Origin of the sequence: Streptomyces sp. NRRL WC-3742 (assembly GCF_000720635.1) — a bacterium.
Classification (GTDB): Bacteria; Actinomycetota; Actinomycetes; order Streptomycetales; family Streptomycetaceae; genus Kitasatospora.
In genome coordinates, this window is sequence record NZ_JOCF01000019.1 from 58840 (window position 1) to 77366 (window position 18527).

An 18527-nucleotide genomic window follows, 5' to 3' on the forward strand; every position below is an offset into this window, starting at 1 on the left:
GGGCCCCACGATCCCTTCATACCCATCGCGGGGGGTGCCCTGGCAGAGCCGTGGCAGCGGGATGACAGCGAAGGGCAATAGGGTCGTGGGCATGCAGCAGACCGACACCACCACACCGGCCGTGGCCGCGGCCCGCCCGGCGGCGGCGCCGACCGGCCTGTCCCCGTCCCGGGCGGGGGACTTCCTGACCTGTCCCCTGCTGTACCGGCTGCGGGTGATCGACCGGCTTCCGGAGCCGCCGAGCGCGGCGGCGACCAGGGGCACCCTGGTGCACGCGGTGCTGGAGCGGCTGTTCGACTCCCCCGCGACAGAGCGCACGCCCGAGCGGGCGCTCGGGCTGCTGCGCCCGCAGTGGGAGCGGCTGCTCGGGGAACGGCCGGAGCTGGCCGGATTGTTCCCGGAGGATCCGGACGGCGCGGCGCTGACCCGCTGGCTGGCGGACGCCGAGAAGCTGGTCGGCCAGTGGTTCCGCCTGGAGGACCCGACGCGGCTGCACCCGGTGGAGCGCGAGCTGTACGTGGAGACGGCGCTGGAGTCGGGCCTGCTGCTGCGCGGGTACATCGACCGGGTGGACGTCGCCCCGACCGGCGAGGTCCGGCTGGTGGACTACAAGACCGGCCGGGCGCCCTCGCGGGACTTCGAGGGCAAGGCGATGTTCCAGATGAAGTTCTACGCGCTGGTGGTGTGGCGCTGGAAGGGCGTGATCCCCCGGCGGCTGCAACTGGTCTACCTCGGCGGGGGCGGGGACGTGGTGAGCTACGACCCGGACGAGGCGGACCTGCTGGCGGTGGAGCGCAAGCTGCTGGCGCTGTGGGAGCGGATCGGCCACGCCGTGGCCACCGGGGATTTCCCGGCCACCCGCAACCGGCTCTGCGACTGGTGCGATCATCAGGCCAGTTGCCCGGAGTTCGGGGGCACCCCGCCGCCGTACCCCCTTCCCGTGGCAGCACGAGCACGTACGTCTGAAGAGGACGATCCCACGGGGGATCTGAGGAGCAAGGAGTCCGAGTGACGATCCGAGTGCTGCTGGTCGACGACCAGCCGCTGCTGCGCACGGGTTTCCGGATGATCCTGGAGGCCGAGACCGACCTGGTGGTGGTCGGTGAGGCCGGCGACGGACAGCAGGCGCTGGACCAGGTGCGGGCGCTGCAGCCCGACGTGGTGCTGATGGACATCCGGATGCCGCGGATGGACGGCGTCGAGGCGACCCGCAGGATCGCCGGCCCCGGGCGCGACGGCCCGGCCAAGGTGCTGGTGCTGACCACCTTCGACCTGGACGAGTACGTGGTGGAGGCGCTGCGCGCGGGCGCGAGCGGCTTCCTCCTCAAGGACGTCCCGGCCGAGGAGCTGGTGCAGGCCATCCGGGTGGTCGCGGACGGCGCGGCCATGCTGGCGCCGAGCATCACCCGCCGGCTGCTGGACATGTACGCCACCAAGCTGCCCTCGGGCGAGGAGGCGCCGCCGCAGGCCCTGGGCGCGCTGACCGACCGGGAGCTGGAGGTGCTGAAGCTGGTGGCCCGCGGGCTGTCGAACGCGGAGATCGCCGCCGAGCTGTTCGTCAGCGAGACGACGGTCAAGACACACGTCGGCCACGTGCTGACCAAGCTCCAGCTGCGCGACCGGGTGCAGGCCGCGGTGTACGCCTACGAGAGCGGGCTGGTGCGCCCCGGCGCCCTGTAGGACACCTGTAGGACACGCACGAGGAAGGCCCGCTCCGGCGTCCGGAGCGGGCCTTCCTCGTGCGCCTAGTTGCTGCGGCCGATGTCCCAGAAGCGGAACACGCCGGTGGTGTCGACGGTGGACTCGACGCCGGTGATGTACGAGCGCGCGGCGAAGAACGCCTTGTTCTGGTACAGCGGGATGAGCGGCGCGTTCTCCGCGACGATCTGCTGGATCTGCGCGTAGCCGGCGGCGGCGGCGCTGCGGTCGGCCTGCTTGAGGCCGTCCGGCACCAGCTTGCCGCTGATCCGCGGGTCGTCCCAGCCGTGGTGGTAGGCGCCGCCCTGGACGATCAGCGGGGCGATGTAGTTGTCCGGGTCCGGGTAGTCGGCGAACCAACCGATGATGTACGCCTGGTACTTGCCCTCGGACCAGCCCTTCTTGTAGGCGTCCCAGTCGGGCTCCTGCTGGACGGTCACCTGGAACAGGCCGCCGACCTCGAGCTGCTTCTTGAGCGTCTCCGGTTCGGCGTTGCCGGCCCGCGAGCGCGACCAGGTGAGGTTGAGCTTGACCGGCAGCTGGACCTTGGCGTCGGTGAGGATCTTCTTCGCCTTGGCGGTGTCCTGGTCGCCGTAGCGGTCGAAGTAGGCGGTGGTGTGGCCGTTGACGCCGGCCGGGACGAGCGCGTACAGCGGCTGGACGGTCCGGGCGAAGACGTCGCGGGCGAGCGCCTTGCGGTCGAGCAGCTGGGCGGCGGCCTGGCGGACGGCGACGTTGCCGCCGACGGAGTCCTTGGTGTTGAAGACCAGCGAGCGGGTGTCGTTGCTGTCGCCCTCGACGACCTGCACGTCCGAGGCGCCGGACTGCTGGTCGGAGTGCATCTGGGCGGCGGTGTTCGGCTCCAGGCTGTTGTCGGTGAGGTCGACCTCGCCCTTGTCCAGCGCGGTCTTGAGGTCGGCCGGCTGGTCGAAGTACCGCACGGTGAACTTGCTGTTGCGCGGCTTGGCCTCGCCGCTGTACTTGTCGTTGGTCACCAGCACGACCTTGCCGAGCCGCTGCCCGTCGCCCTTGCCGGCCTTGACCATCTCGACCGAGTCGAAGCGGTACGGGCCGGAGCCGACCAGCTTGTCGTTGGCGACGAGCTTGTCCGCCGGGTACGCCTGGTGGTCGACGATGGCGCCGGCCGGGCCGGCGAGCTTGGCCGGGAGGGTGGCGTCGGGGGCGCCAAGGTGGAAGAGCACCTCGTTGTCGCCCTTGGCCTCGACCGTCTTGATGGAGGAGAGCAGCGAGCCCGGGCCGTTGGGGTCGTTGATCTTCCGGGTGCGCTCGACGGAGAACACCACGTCCTGGGCGGTCAGCGGGTGGCCGTTGGAGAACTTGAGGCCGGGGCGCAGGGTGCAGTGGTACTGCATGGCGTCGGCGCCGGAGAACTCGCAGGACTGCGCGGCGTCCGGGGAGGGCGCGCTGGAGGCGGCGGGGAAGGCCAGCAGCGACTGGAAGGTGTTGCGCAGCAGCATCCAGGACGCGGAGTCGTACGCGGCGGCCGGGTCCAGCACGCCGGTGAGCTGGGTCGTCCCCATGGTGATCGCCTTGCCGTCGCCGCCCTTGACGGCGTCGGTCACCGACCCGCAGCCGGTCAGCGTCACGGCGACCAGGCCGGCACAACCGAGTGCTGCCAGGCGTTCAGCGGGAGTTCTCACGGGCGCGTCCTTGGGCTGGGGTACGAACCCGAGTAGCGTGCCATATCGAACACATTCGACCGGTACCCGTGAAGATGACGTTTGGGATACGGGAGTTGGGGGCAGTCGGCGATACCCGACGAGTTGTCAGGCATTGCCCGATTTCTCCCCGGGGCGAACCTCGAAGGCGGTACGAACAAATCCCCTTACCAGCCGGTAGGGGCGCCCGCGATGAGATGACAATCACACTCAAACATTCACACCCGGGCGGCGACCACCGAGCGCAGCAGGTCCAGGTCCACCTGCTCCAGCGAGGAGACCACCAGGCGCCCAGGGGCCGGCTCGATCGGCGCCACCGACGGCACCGCGATCACCGGGCAGCCCGCCGCCTCGCCCGCCCGTACCCCGGTCGGGGTGTCCTCGACCACCACGCAGCGGCCCGGCTCGGCGCCCAGGCGGCGGGCCGCCTCCAGGTACGGGTCCGGGAACGGCTTGGTGCGCGCCACCTCGTCGCCGCCGATGGTGAAGGCGAAGTGCTCGGCGCCCAGCGAGCGCAGCACGATGTCGATCACGTGCCGGTGCGAGGCCGACACCAGGGCGGCCGGGATCCCGTGCGCGTCCAGGGTGTTGAGCAGCCGCTCGGCGCCCGGCATCAGCGGCACCCCGCCGGCGAGCAGTTCCACGAAGCGCTCGTTGACCATCACCCCGAGGTCGGCCGGGGCGATGTCCACGCCGGTGCGGCCGACCAGGTAGTCCATCACCCGCGTCATCGGGCCGCCGACCACGTGGGCGCGGTCCGCCTCGTCCAGCTGGTGGCCCAGCTCGGCGAAGAGCGTGACCTCGGCCTGCCACCAGAAGTCCTCGGTGTCCACCAGCGTGCCGTCCATGTCCAGCAGCACCGCCTGGAGCCCCCGGGCGTCCCCGTGGTCGAGCACGCGCGTGGCGGTGGTGGTGGAGGTCATGGCGGCTTCCTTCCGTCCGGACCCGGGCGCGCCCGGGGATGGCACAGGCCGGCCCGCTGGTGAGCGGACCGGCCCGTTCAGGATCATCCAGAATACGCCCGCACCCTCCGGAAAGAGCGAACGCGGCGGGGCGATGGGATTACCGGGCGTTGAAGTACTTCGCCTCGGGGTGGTGGATCACGATCGCGTCCGTGGACTGCTCCGGGTGCAGCTGGAACTCCTCGGAGAGCACCACGCCGATCCGCTCGGGCCGCAGCAGCTCGGCGATCTTGGAGCGGTCCTCCAGCTCGGGACAGGCCCCGTAGCCGAGCGAGAACCGGGCGCCGCGGTACTTGAGCGCGAACATGTCCTTCACGTCCTGCGGGTCCTCGCCGGAGAAGCCCAGCTCGTAGCGGACCCGGGCGTGCCAGAACTCGGCCAGCGCCTCGGCCAGCTGGACGGAGAGGCCGTGCAGCTCCAGGTAGTCGCGGTAGGAGTTCTCCGCGAACAGTTCGTTGGCCGCCTCCGAGATCCGGTTGCCCATGGTGACGACCTGAAGGCCCACCACGTCCCGCTGGCCGGACTCCTCCGGGCGGAAGAAGTCCGCCAGGCAGAGTCGGCGCCCGCGCCGCTGGCGGGGGAAGGTGAAGCGGGTGCGCTCGGTGCCGTCCTCGTGGAAGACGATCAGGTCGTCGCCCTTGGAGTTGGCCGGGTAGTAGCCGTAGACCACGGCGGCCTCCAGCCAGCCCTCGGTCTGCAGCCGGTCCAGCCAGGCGCGCAGCCGCGGCCGGCCCTCGGTCTCCACCAGCTCCTCGTACGAGGGACCGTCACCGGCGCGGGCGGCCTTGAGCCCCCACTGCCCCTTGAACAGCGCGTCCTCGTCCAGCCAGGAGGCGTAGTCGGCGAACGGGATGCCCTTGACGATGCGGTCGCCCCAGAACGGCGGGGTCGGCACCCGGTTGTCCACCACGACGTCGGAGCGGATCTGGCCGAGGTTGACCTCGGGCTCCGGCTCCTCCACCTGGGCGCGGGCGTGGCGGCGCTGCTTGAGCTCCGGCAGGGCCGCGCCGGGCACGCCGCGCTTGACGGCGATCAGCGCGTCCATCAGCCGCAGGCCCTCGAAGGCGTCGCGGGCGTAGCGGACCTCGCCCTCGTAGATCTCGTGCAGGTCCTGCTCGACGTAGGCGCGGGTCAGGGCGGCGCCGCCGAGGATCACCGGGTAGCTGGCGGCCAGCTTGCGCTGGTTCAGCTCCTCCAGGTTCTCCTTCATGATCACGGTGGACTTGACCAGCAGTCCGGACATGCCGATGACGTCCGCCCTGTGCTCCTGGGCGGCGTCGAGGATCGCCGAGACGGGCTGCTTGATGCCCAGGTTGACCACGTTGTAGCCGTTGTTGGACAGGATGATGTCCACCAGGTTCTTGCCGATGTCGTGGACGTCGCCCTTGACGGTGGCCAGCACGATGGTGCCCTTGCCCTCGCTGTCGGACTTCTCCATGTACGGCTCCAGGTGGGCCACCGCCGTCTTCATCACCTCGGCGGACTGGAGCACGAACGGCAGCTGCATCTGGCCGGAGCCGAACAGCTCGCCGACCACCTTCATGCCCGACAGCAGGGTGTCGTTGATGATCTCCAGCGCCGGGCGCACCGTCAGCGCCTCGTCCAGGTCGGCCTCCAGGCCGTTGCGCTCCCCGTCGATGATGCGGCGCTGCAGCCGCTCGTCCAGCGGGAGCGCGGCCAGCTCCTCGGCCTTGGACGCCTTGACGGAGGCGCTGGAGACGCCCTCGAACAGCTCCAGCAGGCGCTGCAGCGGGTCGTAGCCCTCGCGGCGGCGGTCGTAGACCAGGTCGAGGGCGGCCTCGCGCTGGTCCTCGGGGATCCGGGAGATCGGCAGGATCTTGGAGGCGTGCACGATCGCCGAGTCCAGTCCGGCCTCCACGCACTCGTGCAGGAAGACGGAGTTGAGCACCACGCGGGCGGCCGGGTTGAGGCCGAAGGAGATGTTCGACAGGCCCAGGGTGGTCTGCACCCCGGGGCGGCGGCGCTTGAGCTCGCGGATGGCCTCGATGGTCTCGATGCCGTCCCGGCGAGACTCCTCCTGGCCGGTGGCCAGGGTGAAGGTGAGGCAGTCGACCAGGATCGAGCCCTCGTCGATGCCGTAGTCGGCGGTCAGCTCGGCGATCAGGCGCTCGGCGATCTCCACCTTGTGGGCGGCGGTGCGGGCCTGGCCCTCCTCGTCGATGGTGAGGGCGATCAGGCCGGCGCCGTGCTCGCGGGCCAGCGAGGCGATCCTCCCGAAGCGCGAGTCCGGGGCGTTGCCGTCCTCGTAGTTGACGGAGTTGAGCACCGCGCGGCCGCCGATGGCCTCCAGGCCCGCGCGCAGCACGTCGGGCTCGGTGGAGTCCAGCACGATCGGCAGGGTGGAGGCGGTGGCCAGGCGGCCTGCGATCTCCTTCATGTCGGCGACGCCGTCGCGGCCCACGTAGTCCACGCACAGGTCCAGCAGGTGGGAGCCGTCGCGGATCTGGTCGCGGGCGATCTCCACGCACGCCTGCCAGTCCCCGGCGAGCATCGACTCGCGGAACTTCTTCGAGCCGTTGGCGTTGGTGCGCTCGCCGATCGCCAGGTACGAGGTGTCCTGGCGGAACGGCACGGCCTGGTAGAGCGAGGCGGCGGACGGCTCGGGCTGCGGGTCGCGCGGGGCGACCGGGCGGCCCTGGACGCGCTCGACGACCTGGCGCAGGTGCTCGGGGGTGGTGCCGCAGCAGCCGCCGACCAGCGAGAGCCCGTACTCGCGGGTGAACACGTCGTGGGCGTCGGCCAGCTCGGCCGGGGTCAGCGGGTAGTGGGCGCCGTCCTTGCCGAGCACCGGCAGGCCCGCGTTCGGCATGCAGGACAGGCCGATCCTCGCGTTCTTGGCCAGGTAGCGCAGGTGCTCGCTCATCTCGGCGGGTCCCGTGGCGCAGTTCATCCCGATGTAGTCGATGCCCAGCGGCTCCAGGGCGGTCAGCGCCGCGCCGATCTCGGAGCCGAGCAGCATGGTGCCGGTGGTCTCCACGGTCACCTGGGCCAGGATCGGCAGGTCCAGGCCCGCCTCGGCCAGGGCGCGCTTGCAGCCGAGGACCGCGGCCTTGGTCTGGAGCAGGTCCTGGCTGGTCTCCACCAGCAGGGCGTCCGCCCCGCCGGCGATCAGCCCGGCCGCGTTCAGCCGGAAGCCCTCGCGCAGGGTCTCGTACGGGGCGTGGCCCAGGGTGGGCAGCTTGGTGCCGGGGCCGATCGAGCCGAGCACCCAGCGGACGCGGCCGTCCTCGGCGGTGCGGGCGTCGGCCGCCTCGCGGGCGATCCGGGCGCCGGCCTCGGAGAGCTCGAAGATGCGCTCGGCGATCTCGTACTCGCCCAGCGCGGAGAAGTTCGCGCCGAAGGTGTTGGTCTCCACGCAGTCCACGCCCACCGCGAAGTAGGCGTCGTGGACGGAGCGGACGATGTCGGGCCGGGTGACGTTGAGGACCTCGTTGCAGCCCTCGAGGTTCTGGAAGTCCTCCAGCGTCGGGTCCTGCGCCTGGAGCATGGTGCCCATCGCTCCGTCGGCCACCACCACGCGGGCGGCGAGTGCTTCACGCAGCGCGTCGGCGCGGCTCTGCGGAGTGATGGACGGATCGGCTGCAGTGGCCATGGGGCGTCTCCCTGGTGCGACGGCTGTCGGCTTTGCGCGCCCGCTTGCTCGGACGCGCACCAGGCCAGGGTATCGGGCTCCCGGCTCGGCCTGTCGACCCATTCCGTATCCTGAACGTTCGATCGCGAAGGGGGAGCGACCGCATGGCCTCTGTCAGGACCGTCCTCACACGTGTCGGACGGGCCGTGGCGGCCCCGTTCAGGGCCCTGCGCGAGCGGTGGCGGCGCTGGTCCCGCCTGCGCCGGACGCTGCTGGTCCTGGCCCTGGTGGCCGCCGTTCCGCTCGCCGTCCTCGGCTCCGTGCTGACCATGTTCCGACTGCACTACACGGGTGAACCCTCCCCCGAGGCCCGCACCCGCGGACAGGACGCGGTGTGGCTGGGCCACGCCTGGGTGGACGGACGCAAGACGGACGCGGACGTCCAGGCGCTGGTCCGCCAACTGGCGGGCACCGGCGTACGGGACCTGTACGTGCACACCGGCCCGCTGGAGCACGACGGCTCCCTTCCGGCCTCCGTCCACCCCCGGGCCCGCTGGTTCACCGAGGCCGCGCACCGGGCCCTGCCGGGCGTGCGCCTGCAGGGCTGGCTGGGCGACGAGGTCAAGCCGGAGAAGGACGCCCTGGACCTCGACGACGCCCCCACCCGGGAGCGGATCACCGCCTCCGCCCGCCAGGTGCTCGACCAGGGCTTCGACGGGGTGCACTTCGACATGGAGCCCATCCGCCCCGGCACGGCCGGCTGGCTCTCCCTGCTGGACGCCGTCCGCCCGGTGACGGCGGCGCGCGGCGCGGTGCTCTCCGTCGCGGTCCCGCAGATCGACCCGGTCCCGGGCCTGCACACCGCCGCGATCGCGCTGACCGACCACGGCAAGTGGTGGGACGCGGGGTACTTCACCGAGACCGCCCGCCGCGTGGACCAGATCGCGGTGATGAGCTACGACACCTCCATGCCCACCGAGCCCCTGTACGGCGGGTACGTGGCCCAGCAGACCGAGATGGCGCTGGCCGCCACCCCGCCCGGGGTCGACCTGCTGATGGGCCTGCCGTTCTTCTGGGCCGACGAGCCCGGCCACGACGGCGACGCCGAGACGGTGCGCGCGGCCCTGCGCGGCGTCCGCCTGGGCCTGGGCCGCGAGGACCTCTCCCGCCGGCGGTTCGGCGTCGCCCTGTACGTGGACTTCGCCGCGACGCCCGAGCACTGGGCCGCCTACCGGCGCGGCTGGGTGGACGTCTCCTGAGACCCCTCGCGACCTGACGGTTCGTCAGGTCGTACCGCGTCGATATCCGGTGGATCAAGTCCGGCGGCTGCTCCACACTGTCCCGGTGCCCGGCCGCTCGGAGACGGACCCGGGGCGCATCAAAGCCCGTAGGCTGGGCAGGTAGGGACCGTGGAGCGAGGAGTTCCACGGGCGACGAGAGGTTCGACCGTCGGCGACCGGCCGATCGGCGCCCCGGCCGGGGCGCCCGCGGCAGGCAGCCGACCGGAGGGAGACGCTGGGTGATCGAGCTGGAAGATGTTCCCGAGTTGATCGACCCGGTGATGGTCTGCGCCTTCGAGGGCTGGAACGACGCCGGCGACGCCGCCTCCACGGCGCTGGCGCATCTGGACGAGACCTGGGGCGGCAAGGTGATCGCCGCGCTGGACGCGGAGGACTACTACGACTTCCAGGTCAACCGGCCGACGATCTGGCTGGACGGCGGCATCCGCAGGATCACCTGGCCCACCACCAGACTCTCGGTGATCCGGGTGACCGAGCCGACCACGCGCGACCTGGTGCTGGTGCGCGGCATCGAGCCGAGCATGCGGTGGCGCTCGTTCTGCAACGAGCTGCTGGGCTTCGCCCACGAGCTGGGCATCGAGCTGGTGGTGATCCTGGGCGCGCTGCTCGGTGACACCCCGCACAGCCGTCCGGTGCCGGTCAGCGGGGTCACCTCCGACCCGGAGCTGGCCCGCCGGCTGGACCTGGAGGAGAGCCGCTACGAGGGCCCGACCGGCATCGTCGGCGTGCTCCAGGAAGCCTGCACCCACGCCGGGGTGCCGGCGGTGACGCTCTGGGCGGCCGTGCCGCACTACGTCTCGCAGCCGCCGAACCCGAAGGCGACGCTGGCGCTGGTCAACAAGTTGGAGGACCTGCTGGACCTGCGCATCCCGCCGGGCGAGCTGGCCGAGGACGCCCGGGCCTGGCAGCTCGGGGTGGACCAGCTGGCCGCCGAGGACAGCGAGGTGGCCGAGTACGTCCAGCAGCTGGAGGAGGCGCAGGACACGGCGGAGCTCCCGGAGGCGTCCGGGGACGCCATCGCCCGGGAGTTCGAGCGCTACCTGCGGCGACGGGAGAACGTCGGGCCGACCGGCGAGAAGCCGGTGTCCGGGCACGCCACCGCGGAGCGGCCGGCCGAGCCGGAGGCCCCGGGCACGGCCCGGGAGAGCCAGGACGAGGACGAGTAACCGCACGCGGGAACGCCGAAGGGGCGCCGGGACCGAGGTCCCGGCGCCCCTTCGGCGTACGACGTCAGAGCGCGACGCCCAGCAGGGCGTCCACGGTGCGGCTGACCAGGCCGGGGGCGCCGGTGTCGGTGCCGCCCGTGCCGTCCTGCAGGGCCGCCCAGCGGTCGACGGCGGCCAGCGCGGCGGGCGCGTCCAGGTCGTTCGCCAGCGCCGTACGGACCTCGCCGAGCAGCTGCTCGGCGGCCGGGCCGTCCGGGCGGGAGACCGCGGCGCGCCAGCGGGCGAGGCGCTCGACGGCCTCGTCCAGGACGTCCTTGGTCCACTCCCAGTCCTCGCGGTAGTGGTGCGAGAGCAGGGCCAGGCGGATCGCCGCCGGGTCGACGCCCTCGCGGCGCAGGGCGGAGACGAAGACCAGGTTGCCGCGGGACTTGGACATCTTCTTGCCGTCCAGGCCCACCATGCCGGCGTGCACGTACGCCTTGGCGTACGGGTGGCCGGCGGTGGCGACCTGGGCGTGCGAGGCGCCCATCTCGTGGTGCGGGAAGGACAGGTCGCTGCCGCCGCCCTGGAGGTCGAAGCCCATGCCCAGGTACTGCAGCGCGATGGCCACGCACTCGATGTGCCAGCCGGGGCGGCCGTGGCCGAGCTCGGTGTCCCAGGCGGGCTCACCGGGGCGGGCGGCCATCCAGAGCAGCGCGTCCAGCGGGTCGCGCTTGCCGGGGCGGTCCGGGTCGCCGCCGCGCTCGGCGAAGACCGGGCGCATGGCCTCGCGGGTGAGGCCGGAGACGGCGCCGAAGTGCGGGTCGGAGTCGACGGAGAAGTAGATGTCCCCGTCGACCTTGTAGGCGGCGCCGGAGGCCAGCAGCTTCTGGACGATCGGCACGATCCACGGGATCGACTCGACAGCGCCGACGTAGTGCGCCGGCGGGAGCAGCCGCAGGGCGGTCATGTCCTCGCGGAACAGGGCCGTCTCGCGCTCGGCGAGGGCCACCCAGTCCTGGCCGGTCTCGACCGCGCGCTGGAGCAGCGGGTCGTCGACGTCGGTGACGTTCTGGATGTACAGGACGTCGTGGCCGGCGTCCTTCCAGACGCGCTGCACCAGGTCGAACGCGTTGTAGGTGGCGGCGTGGCCCATGTGGGTCGCGTCGTAGGGCGTGATGCCGCAGACGTAGATCCGGGCGGTGCCGTCCTGCGGCACCACCTCACGGACCTTGCCCGCTGCGGTGTCGAAGATGTGGAGGGGGAGCCCCTGACCAGGCAGGGCGGGAACCTCGGAGGCGGGCCAGGCATGCATGGGAACGACTTTAACCTTGCGAACATTTGAAAGCCTAACCAGTAACGAGGATCGACTGGATTCGCTTCCTTTCGTTGCCTGACCGCTTTCCGACTGGTAAAGCGCGTTCCCCGCACGCCTGGACACATGGTTGAGCGCCCGGTCGGCCCTGCCGCCGACCGGGCGCCCGGCTGACCCGAGCAGCGGACGGAGCCGCTACACCCGCTGCCAGAGGGCCGGTACGTTCGGCGGCTCCCAGCCCACCATGGCCGTGTGCCCCTGGAGGCAGACGTAGGAGGCGCCGTTGTAGGTGACGCGGTCGCCCGCGTTGTACGACCGGCCGGCGGTCCAGCTGCCGCTCGGCTGGGTGGGCGTGCTCGTGGGCGTCCCGGTGGGGGTGCCCGTCGGGGTGCCCGTGGGCGTCGCGGTCGGGCTGGGGGTGCCCGGGGTCTGCGGCACGTTGAGGACGAAGTCGAAGCTGGCGTCCCGGCCCGGGCCGTTCTGCCGGACCGTCATCAGCAACCGCGCGTCGTAGATGGTGTCGGTGTTGTTGCGCGGCTCGCCCGGGAAGTAGAGCTGGGTGGTGAGGATCGGGCGGCCGGGGGCCTGGACCTTGACGTGGATGTGCCTGGTCCGGCCCGGGTAGAGGCCGGGGACGATGGTGTCCAGCCGGAACGCGCCGTTGGCGTCGGTGAACTGGTGACCGCGGAAGGTGTACCCGCTGTTGTCGTAGTCCCCGTTGTCGTCGGCCTGCCAGAAGTCCAGCAGCACGCCGGAGATGCCCCGGCAGGCGCTGCCGAACACGTAGCCGCTGACGGAGAGCGGGGTGCCGGGGCCGTCGTTGGCCATGGAGCTGCGCAGCGGCGAGTTCGGCTTGAAGTACGGACCCTCGGTCTGGTCGATCGTCGGGTCGTCGTGGTCGTGGCACTGCGGCGTGAGGCCGGGGGCCGCGCCGCTGCCCGCCGAGTCGCGGGCCAGCGCCACTCCGCCGCCGATCAGCATCGGGGCGGCACCGAGCACGGCGGCGGCCTTGAGGACGGTCTTGCGGCTGATCATGCCGTCTTCGGACGGGGGCATGCCGCCTCCATTCCTGGATGGGTTGGGGGTGGGGGCGGCCCTTGCCATGGTGGGGGCATGACAAGGGCCGGACCGACCGCCCGTCCCGCGCGTTGGAAGGACCGCCGGTGGCCAGTAGTGAAACTACGGGCCCTCCGCCGTGGCCGCGATGGACATGATCCGGGGATCGTGGTGATTTCCGTCGACCCGCGAACGGAATTCACCCGGCGTCATCCCGGTCTCCCGGCGGAAGAACCGGCAGAAGTACGCCGGGTCGGCGAAGCCGGACTCCCGGGCGACCTGGCGGATCGTCAGATCCGTGCAGGCCAGCAGCCGTTTGGCCTCCAGTGTCTGCTGCCGGCGGATCAGCCCGCCCGGGGTTCGGCCGGTGGCCTGCTTCACCAGGCTCTGCAGGTGGCCCGGGGAGACCCCGAGTTCCTGCGCCGTGGAGGCCACCGAGTGCCGCACCCCGCCCGGCCCGGCGATCAACCGCGTGAAGGCGGCGGCCAGTTCGGCCGGGCGGCCGGCCACCGCCGGCGGCTCGTCCGGGGCGAAGGCGCGCAGCGCCCGGACGATCAGGATGTGCAGGCTCGCCCGCAGCACCCCTTGGTAGCCGGGCGCCCTCGTGCGGTACTCGTGCTCCATGTCGGCGAGCAACGCGCCCACCGCCCCGGTGTGTTCACCGAGTCCGACCGCCGGGCGGGCGGCCAGCGCGCGCAGCGCGGCGAGGTCCTGCGGGTTGCCGAGCAGGAAGTCCTCGTTGAACAGCACGACCCGGCCCGCGAGTTCGTCCGACTCCGACCAGTAGTGCACCTGCCCGGGCGTGATGACGCACAACTGCGGTGGCGCCAACGCCCGGTGGACGAGGTCCAGCACGTGGGCGCCGCGGCCGCCGGTGACGTGGACGATCTCGTAGAAGGTGTGGCGGTGGGGGAAGCCCGCGCGCGAGAGCGGGCCTATCGCGTCGAAACTGCCGATGGCGAAGGGGAGCAGATGGGGCAGCGGGACCTGGAGCCGGTGCATCGGCAGGTCCGGCGCGGCACGGGGTGTGGGGGTGGTCCGTCGCACGTCCATCGGAGCAGTGTGCGACCGATCCGGGAACAGGTCCAGACCATCTGGGCCCAGCCGTCAGGACTCAGACGGGCGGCCAGGGGATCGCGGGCCAGTCGCGGGAGGGCAGCGGGTGGCGGCCCGACTCCCGCAGGGCGGCCACCCGGGCGCGGGTGGCGTCCAGTTCCTCGGCCGTCAGGTGCGGGGCGAGGCGCCCGGCCAGCTCCCCGTCCAGGTCCGCGGCCAGGCGGGCCAGCACCTCCAGCGCCTCCTCGGGCAGCGGGTCGCCCGCCCAACCCCACAGCAGGGTGCGCAACTTGCCCTCGGTGTTGAAGGTGACGCCGTGATCGATGCCGTACACCCGGCCGTCCGCGGCGGGGATCAGGTGCCCGCCCTTGCGGTCGGCGTTGTTGAGCACCGCGTCCAGCACGGCGAGCCGGCGCAACCGCCCGTCGTCGTGGTGCACCAGCAGCGCGGTGCGCCCGCCCTCCACCTCGGCCCGCACGATCGGCAGCCAGCCCTCCTCGGGGCCGCGCGGGTCCTGGAGGTCGAGCAGCGGATCGGCCTCCGGGTCGGGCTCCACCCACAGCTGCACCATGCCCGGGCCGTGCGGGCCCCCGCGCAGGACGGTCGGCGGGATCAGCGCCCAGCCCGTCGCCGCGGACAGCTCGTACGAGGCGACCTCGCGCCCGGCCAGGGTGCCGTGCGGGAAGTCCCACAGCGGGCGCTCGCCGGCCACCGGCTTGTAGACGGCCTGCGCGCTGAGCGAGCCGTGCGCGACGGTGCAGTACAGCGCCGCGTTGGACGCCTCGGTCAGCCGGCCGTGGACGGTCAGCTCGCCCTGGCGCAGCAGGGCCAGGGCGGTGGGCACGTCGGCGGCCAGGGCGGCGGCCGCCGACGGGTCCGCCTGCGGCGGGGTGTCGGTGTTCAGCGCCGGTAGCCGTTCGCGCGCGGGCACAGGTGGCCCTCCGGGTCCAGCGGCAGGTTGCAGAACGGGCAGGGCTTGCGCCCGGCCGCGACCAGGTCCAGCGCGCGCTTGGCGAACACCCGGGCCATCGCGCCGGACAGCCGCACCCGCAGCATGTCCGGGCCGCTGTCGTCGTCCTGGAAGACCGCCTCGGTCTCGTCCTCTTCCTCCTCCTCGACCAGCGCCTGTGCCTCGACCACGAGGCAGCTCTCGGCGCTGTCCCAGGCCAGGGCCATGGTGCCGACGCGGAACTCCTGCTCCAGCGGCAGGTCGAGCGGGGCGGTGTCGAGCAGGTCGTTCGGCGCGGTGGCCGGGATGGAGGTGTCGCCGCCGCTGCGCCTCAGGGCCTCGTCGAGGACCTCCTCGATCCGCTCGGCGAGCGCGGCCACCTGTGTCTTCTCCAGCAGCACGCTGGTGATCCTCCCCCGGGCGCTGGCCTGGAGGTAGAACGCCCGGGCGCCGGGCTGGCCGACGGTACCGGCCACGAACCGTTCGGGCTGGTCGTAGAAGAAGACCTGACGGGGCACGCTCTCGCTCCGGATCGTGTTCGGTCGTGGCGGTCCTCAGGACCGCCGGGGTCGTTGCGACGTCTCGGGTCGGGCGCGCCCGCGCGGCGGCCCCGTGGGGGGCGCGCACCGCCGGGAGTGCCCGTCACTCACCCTACGACCTCCGGGCCTTCGCCGGGGACCCGAACGGACCCCGGCGCCGACCTGGCATCGCGCAGCTCAGGAGGTGCCACCGACCACGGCGTCGCCGGCCGGGGTGGCCTGGGCGGCGTGCGGCCGGGGGGCCAGGGAGGAGAGGTCGCCCGTGTCGCCCATCCTCAGCACGAAGGGCCGCTGCGGGGTGTAGCGGATCGCGGTGACGGAGCAGGGCTCGACGCTGATCCGCTGGAAGTGGTCCAGGTGCAGTCCGAGCGCGTCCGCGATCACGGCCTTGATCACGTCCCCGTGCGAGCAGGCGATCCAGACCGCGTCCTCGCCGTGCTCGGCGGCGATCCTGGCGTTCCACTCGCGCACCGCGTCCACCGTGCGGTGGCTCAGCTCGCGCAGCGACTCCCCGCCGGGGAAGGCCGCGGCGGAGGCGTGGTCCTGGACGGTGCGCCAGAGCGGCTCCTTGGCCAGTTCGGCCAGCGAACGGCCCGTCCACTCGCCGTAGTGGCACTCCCCCAGCCGCTCGTCCGCGGCGGGCCGGCCCAGCTCGGGCCGGGCCGCCACCAGCGGGTCCAGGGTCTGCCGGCAGCGCTCCAGCGGGCTGCTCACGGCCCGCACCAGCGGGATGCCGGCCAGCCGCCCGGCCAGCGCCGAAGCCTGGGCCCGCCCGGTGTCGTCCAGGTCCACCCCGGGCGTCCAACCGGCCAGGACCCCGGCGGTGTTGGCGGTCGAACGGCCGTGACGGACGAGCAGCAAGGTGGGCATGGGGCTCAGCCTACGGGCGGAGCCCCCCGCTGCCTAGGCGATGCCTACGCGGTGCCTGCCCGGTGCCTACGCGAGGCCCGCGCGCTCCAGCGCCTCGACGCCCGTGCGCAGCGCCCGGACGCGTTCCTCCAGGGTGAAGCCGGACGGGGCGAGGGTCAGGGTGGTGACGCCCGCGTCCGCGTACGCCTGCATGCGGTCGGCGATGCGGGCGGTGTCGCCGATCAGGGAGGTGGCGTCGATCAGGTCGTGCGGGACGGCGGCCGCGGCGCCCGCGTAGTCCTTGGCCAGGTACTTCTCCTGGATCTCGTCGGCGGCCTGCTCGTAGCCCATGCGGCGGGTGAGCTGGTTGTAGAAGTTCTTCTCCTTGCTGCCCATGCCGCCGATGTACAGCGCCGCGTAGGAGCGCAGCCCGTCGACGGCCGCCTCGACGTCCTCGCCGACGGCGATGTTCACGGTCGGGCAGAGGTCGAAGCCCTCCAGCGTCCTGCCCGCCTTGGCGCGGCCGGCGGTCAGGGCGTCGAGGGAGAGGGAGGCGTGCTCGGGCGAGAAGAAGATGCCGAGCCAGCCGTCGGCGATCTCGCCGGTCAGCTCCAGGTTCTTGGGGCCGATCGCGGCGATGTACAGCGGGATGTGCTCGCGCACCGGGTGCACCGTCAGCTTGATCGGCTTGCCGGGGCCGCCCGGCAGCGGCAGCGTCCAGTTGGCGCCCTCGTGCACCAGGCGCTCGCGGGACATCGCCTTGCGGATGATCTCCACGTACTCGCGGGTGCGGGCCAGCGGCTTGTCGAAGCGCACGCCGTACCAGCCCTCGGAGACCTGCGGGCCGGAGACGCCCAGGCCCAGGCGGAAGCGGCCGCCGGAGAGGGTGTCCAGGGTCGCGGCCGTCATCGCGGTCATGGCCGGGGTGCGGGCGGGGATCTGGAAGATGGCCGAGCCGACGTCGATCCGCTCGGTCTTCGCGGCGACGAAGCTGAGCACCGTCGCGGCGTCCGAGCCGTACGCCTCCGCCGCCCAGCAGACCGCGTAGCCGAGGCGGTCCGCCTCCTGGGCCACGGCGATGTTGTCGGCGTCCATGCCGAGTCCCCAGTAGCCGAGGTTGATACCGAGTCGCATCTGCCGCACCTTCCAGTGGGTAGGGGTTGCCGCGAGCGTAGCCCCGCCCGCGGCGGCGATGCTACCGACGAGTAGTGGTGGCGTGGGTCACAGGGGGCGCGGTGCTCGCCCTGCGGGTCGGCGCACCTGCCCGGGCACCGGCCGCTACGCTCAGCCGACGTGGGGAGCGCACTCCTCACCTGCGCGTTTACAGGGCTACCCGGGGGCTCCCCGGCGCCACCGGCCAGTGGAGGTCCGTCCGTTGGAACAGCGTCACCTCGGCCGCACGGGCCTGCAGGTCTCCCGGCTCGGCCTCGGAACCATGACCTGGGGCCGCGACACCGACGAGCACCAGGCCGCCGAGCAGCTCAAGGAGTTCGTGGACGCCGGCGGCAACCTCGTCGACACCGCCGACGTGTACGCCGACGGTGACGCCGAGTACCTGATCTCCCGCCTCACCGACAGCCTCATCCCCCGCTCCGAACTCGTCATCGCCACCAAGGCCGGCAGCGTCCCCGAGGCCGCCCGCCGCTTCAACGGCTCGCGCGGCCACCTGCTCGCCGCCCTCGACGCCTCGCTTCGCCGCCTCGGCACCGACTACGTCGACCTGTGGCAGGTCCACTCCTTCGACCCGGCCACCCCCGTCGAGGAGACCCTCAGCGCCCTCGACATCGCCGTCTCCTCCGGCCGCGCCCGATACGTCGGTGTCTGCGACTTCAGCGGCTGGCAGCTCGCCAGGGCCGCCACCTGGCAGCGCGCCCACCACGGGCGGGTGCCGCTGGCTGGGGCGCAGCTGGAGTACTCGCTGGTTCAGCGCGGCATCGAACGCGAGGCGCTGCCCGCCGCCCTGGACGCCGGGGTCGGTCTGCTGGCCGGCTCGCCGCTCGGGCGCGGGGTGCTGACCGGCAAGTACCGCCACGGCGTGCCCCAGGACTCGCGCGGCGCCTCCCCCTACCTCTCCGGATTCGTCCAGCCCTACCTCGGGGAGCGCTCGCGGCGGATCGTCGACGCCGTCGCCACCGCCGCCGACGGGCTGGCGAGCAGCCCCCTGGCCGTCGCCCTCGCCTGGGTCCGCGACCGCCCCGGCGTGGCGAGCACCCTGGTCGGGGCCCGTACGGTGACACAGCTGCAGGCGGCGCTGTCGGTGGAGGCGCTTACGCTTCCGGATGAGATCCGCGGCGCGCTGGACGACATCTCGTCCCCGGTGCACCGCTACCCGGACCAGGGCTGGAGCGAGCTCTAGGTCCTTTCTTGACGAGCACGTGGAGTGACC

15 protein-coding genes are annotated in these 18527 nt (G+C 72.5%); 5 read left to right on the top strand and 10 right to left on the bottom strand.

Translation table 11 applies throughout. The annotated features are described in order from the left end of the window. Positions 1 to 91 precede the first annotated feature (91 nt). A complete protein-coding gene (locus IH61_RS0113380) occupies positions 92 to 1012 on the top strand; it encodes a RecB family exonuclease (RefSeq protein WP_051836977.1) in 921 nt (306 codons plus the stop codon). Continuing rightward, a complete protein-coding gene (locus tag IH61_RS0113385; protein ID WP_031069183.1) occupies positions 1009 to 1680 on the top strand; it encodes a response regulator in 672 nt (223 codons plus the stop codon). Before IH61_RS0113380 ends, IH61_RS0113385 begins: the two co-directional genes overlap by 4 nt. A gap of 65 nt (positions 1681 to 1745) precedes the next feature. Here the strand turns inward: IH61_RS0113385 and IH61_RS0113390 are convergent, their stop codons facing one another. The 3 genes from IH61_RS0113390 to metH form a co-directional block, all read right to left on the bottom strand. Then, positions 1746 to 3359: an ABC transporter substrate-binding protein gene (locus tag IH61_RS0113390; protein ID WP_031069185.1), complete on the bottom strand. Its 1614-nt coding sequence runs from the start codon at positions 3357 to 3359 to the stop codon at positions 1746 to 1748. Between the two features lie 236 nt (positions 3360 to 3595). Further along, on the bottom strand, positions 3596 to 4300 hold the full coding sequence (locus IH61_RS0113395; protein WP_031069187.1) for an HAD family hydrolase: 705 nt from the start codon (positions 4298 to 4300) through the stop codon (positions 3596 to 3598). A gap of 139 nt (positions 4301 to 4439) precedes the next feature. Then, positions 4440 to 7952 carry a methionine synthase gene (metH, locus tag IH61_RS0113400; RefSeq protein ID WP_031069190.1) on the bottom strand — a complete coding sequence of 1171 codons (3513 nt, stop codon included), beginning with the start codon at positions 7950 to 7952 and terminating at the stop codon, positions 4440 to 4442. 143 nt (positions 7953 to 8095) lie between these two features. Here metH and IH61_RS0113405 point away from each other — a divergent pair, with 143 nt between their 5' ends. Both IH61_RS0113405 and IH61_RS0113410 read left to right on the top strand, forming a co-directional pair. After that, positions 8096 to 9190, top strand: coding sequence for a glycoside hydrolase family 18 protein (locus tag IH61_RS0113405; RefSeq protein WP_234327167.1), 1095 nt, complete (start codon positions 8096 to 8098; stop codon positions 9188 to 9190). Positions 9191 to 9450: 260 nt separating this feature from the next. Continuing rightward, entirely contained in the window at positions 9451 to 10398 is a 948-nt protein-coding gene (locus tag IH61_RS0113410; protein ID WP_051836972.1) for a PAC2 family protein, read from the top strand. A gap of 64 nt (positions 10399 to 10462) precedes the next feature. On the opposite strand, the gene mshC is transcribed toward IH61_RS0113410, so the two are convergent. From mshC to IH61_RS0113445, 7 genes are all read right to left on the bottom strand, one after another. Continuing rightward, a complete protein-coding gene (mshC, locus tag IH61_RS0113415; protein WP_031069195.1) occupies positions 10463 to 11692 on the bottom strand; it encodes a cysteine--1-D-myo-inosityl 2-amino-2-deoxy-alpha-D-glucopyranoside ligase in 1230 nt (409 codons plus the stop codon). Positions 11693 to 11887: 195 nt separating this feature from the next. Continuing rightward, on the bottom strand, positions 11888 to 12748 hold the full coding sequence (locus IH61_RS0113420; protein WP_031069196.1) for a carbohydrate-binding protein: 861 nt from the start codon (positions 12746 to 12748) through the stop codon (positions 11888 to 11890). A 123-nt stretch (positions 12749 to 12871) separates the two neighbouring features. Further along, positions 12872 to 13801, bottom strand: a complete 930-nt coding sequence (locus tag IH61_RS0113425; protein WP_234327168.1) for a helix-turn-helix transcriptional regulator — start codon at positions 13799 to 13801, stop codon at positions 12872 to 12874. A gap of 61 nt (positions 13802 to 13862) precedes the next feature. Continuing rightward, positions 13863 to 14660 (bottom strand): SCO1664 family protein, encoded by a 798-nt coding sequence (locus tag IH61_RS0113430; RefSeq protein ID WP_031069198.1) that lies wholly within the window; start codon positions 14658 to 14660, stop codon positions 13863 to 13865. A gap of 44 nt (positions 14661 to 14704) precedes the next feature. Continuing rightward, a complete protein-coding gene (locus IH61_RS0113435) occupies positions 14705 to 15271 on the bottom strand; it encodes a DUF3090 domain-containing protein (protein ID WP_031069200.1) in 567 nt (188 codons plus the stop codon). Between the two features lie 198 nt (positions 15272 to 15469). After that, a complete protein-coding gene (locus tag IH61_RS0113440; protein WP_031069203.1) occupies positions 15470 to 16162 on the bottom strand; it encodes a histidine phosphatase family protein in 693 nt (230 codons plus the stop codon). Positions 16163 to 16228: 66 nt separating this feature from the next. Beyond that, positions 16229 to 17275: an LLM class F420-dependent oxidoreductase gene (locus IH61_RS0113445; protein ID WP_031069204.1), complete on the bottom strand. Its 1047-nt coding sequence runs from the start codon at positions 17273 to 17275 to the stop codon at positions 16229 to 16231. 241 nt (positions 17276 to 17516) lie between these two features. Between IH61_RS0113445 and IH61_RS0113450 the strand changes: the two genes are divergently transcribed. Further along, entirely contained in the window at positions 17517 to 18497 is a 981-nt protein-coding gene (locus IH61_RS0113450) for an aldo/keto reductase (RefSeq protein WP_031069206.1), read from the top strand. Positions 18498 to 18527: the final 30 nt, after the last annotated feature.

Coding starts and splice junctions, on each gene's coding strand:
- IH61_RS0113380 (WP_051836977.1), top strand. CDS start 92: ATGCAGCAGACCGACACCACCACACCGGCCGTGGCCGCGGCCCGCCCG.
- IH61_RS0113395 (WP_031069187.1), bottom strand. CDS start 4,300: ATGACCTCCACCACCACCGCCACGCGCGTGCTCGACCACGGGGACGCC.
- metH (WP_031069190.1), bottom strand. CDS start 7,952: ATGGCCACTGCAGCCGATCCGTCCATCACTCCGCAGAGCCGCGCCGAC.
- IH61_RS0113405 (WP_234327167.1), top strand. CDS start 8,096: ATGGCCTCTGTCAGGACCGTCCTCACACGTGTCGGACGGGCCGTGGCG.
- mshC (WP_031069195.1), bottom strand. CDS start 11,692: ATGCATGCCTGGCCCGCCTCCGAGGTTCCCGCCCTGCCTGGTCAGGGG.
- IH61_RS0113420 (WP_031069196.1), bottom strand. CDS start 12,748: ATGCCCCCGTCCGAAGACGGCATGATCAGCCGCAAGACCGTCCTCAAG.
- IH61_RS0113425 (WP_234327168.1), bottom strand. CDS start 13,801: ATGGACGTGCGACGGACCACCCCCACACCCCGTGCCGCGCCGGACCTG.
- IH61_RS0113440 (WP_031069203.1), bottom strand. CDS start 16,162: ATGCCCACCTTGCTGCTCGTCCGTCACGGCCGTTCGACCGCCAACACC.
- IH61_RS0113445 (WP_031069204.1), bottom strand. CDS start 17,275: ATGCGACTCGGTATCAACCTCGGCTACTGGGGACTCGGCATGGACGCC.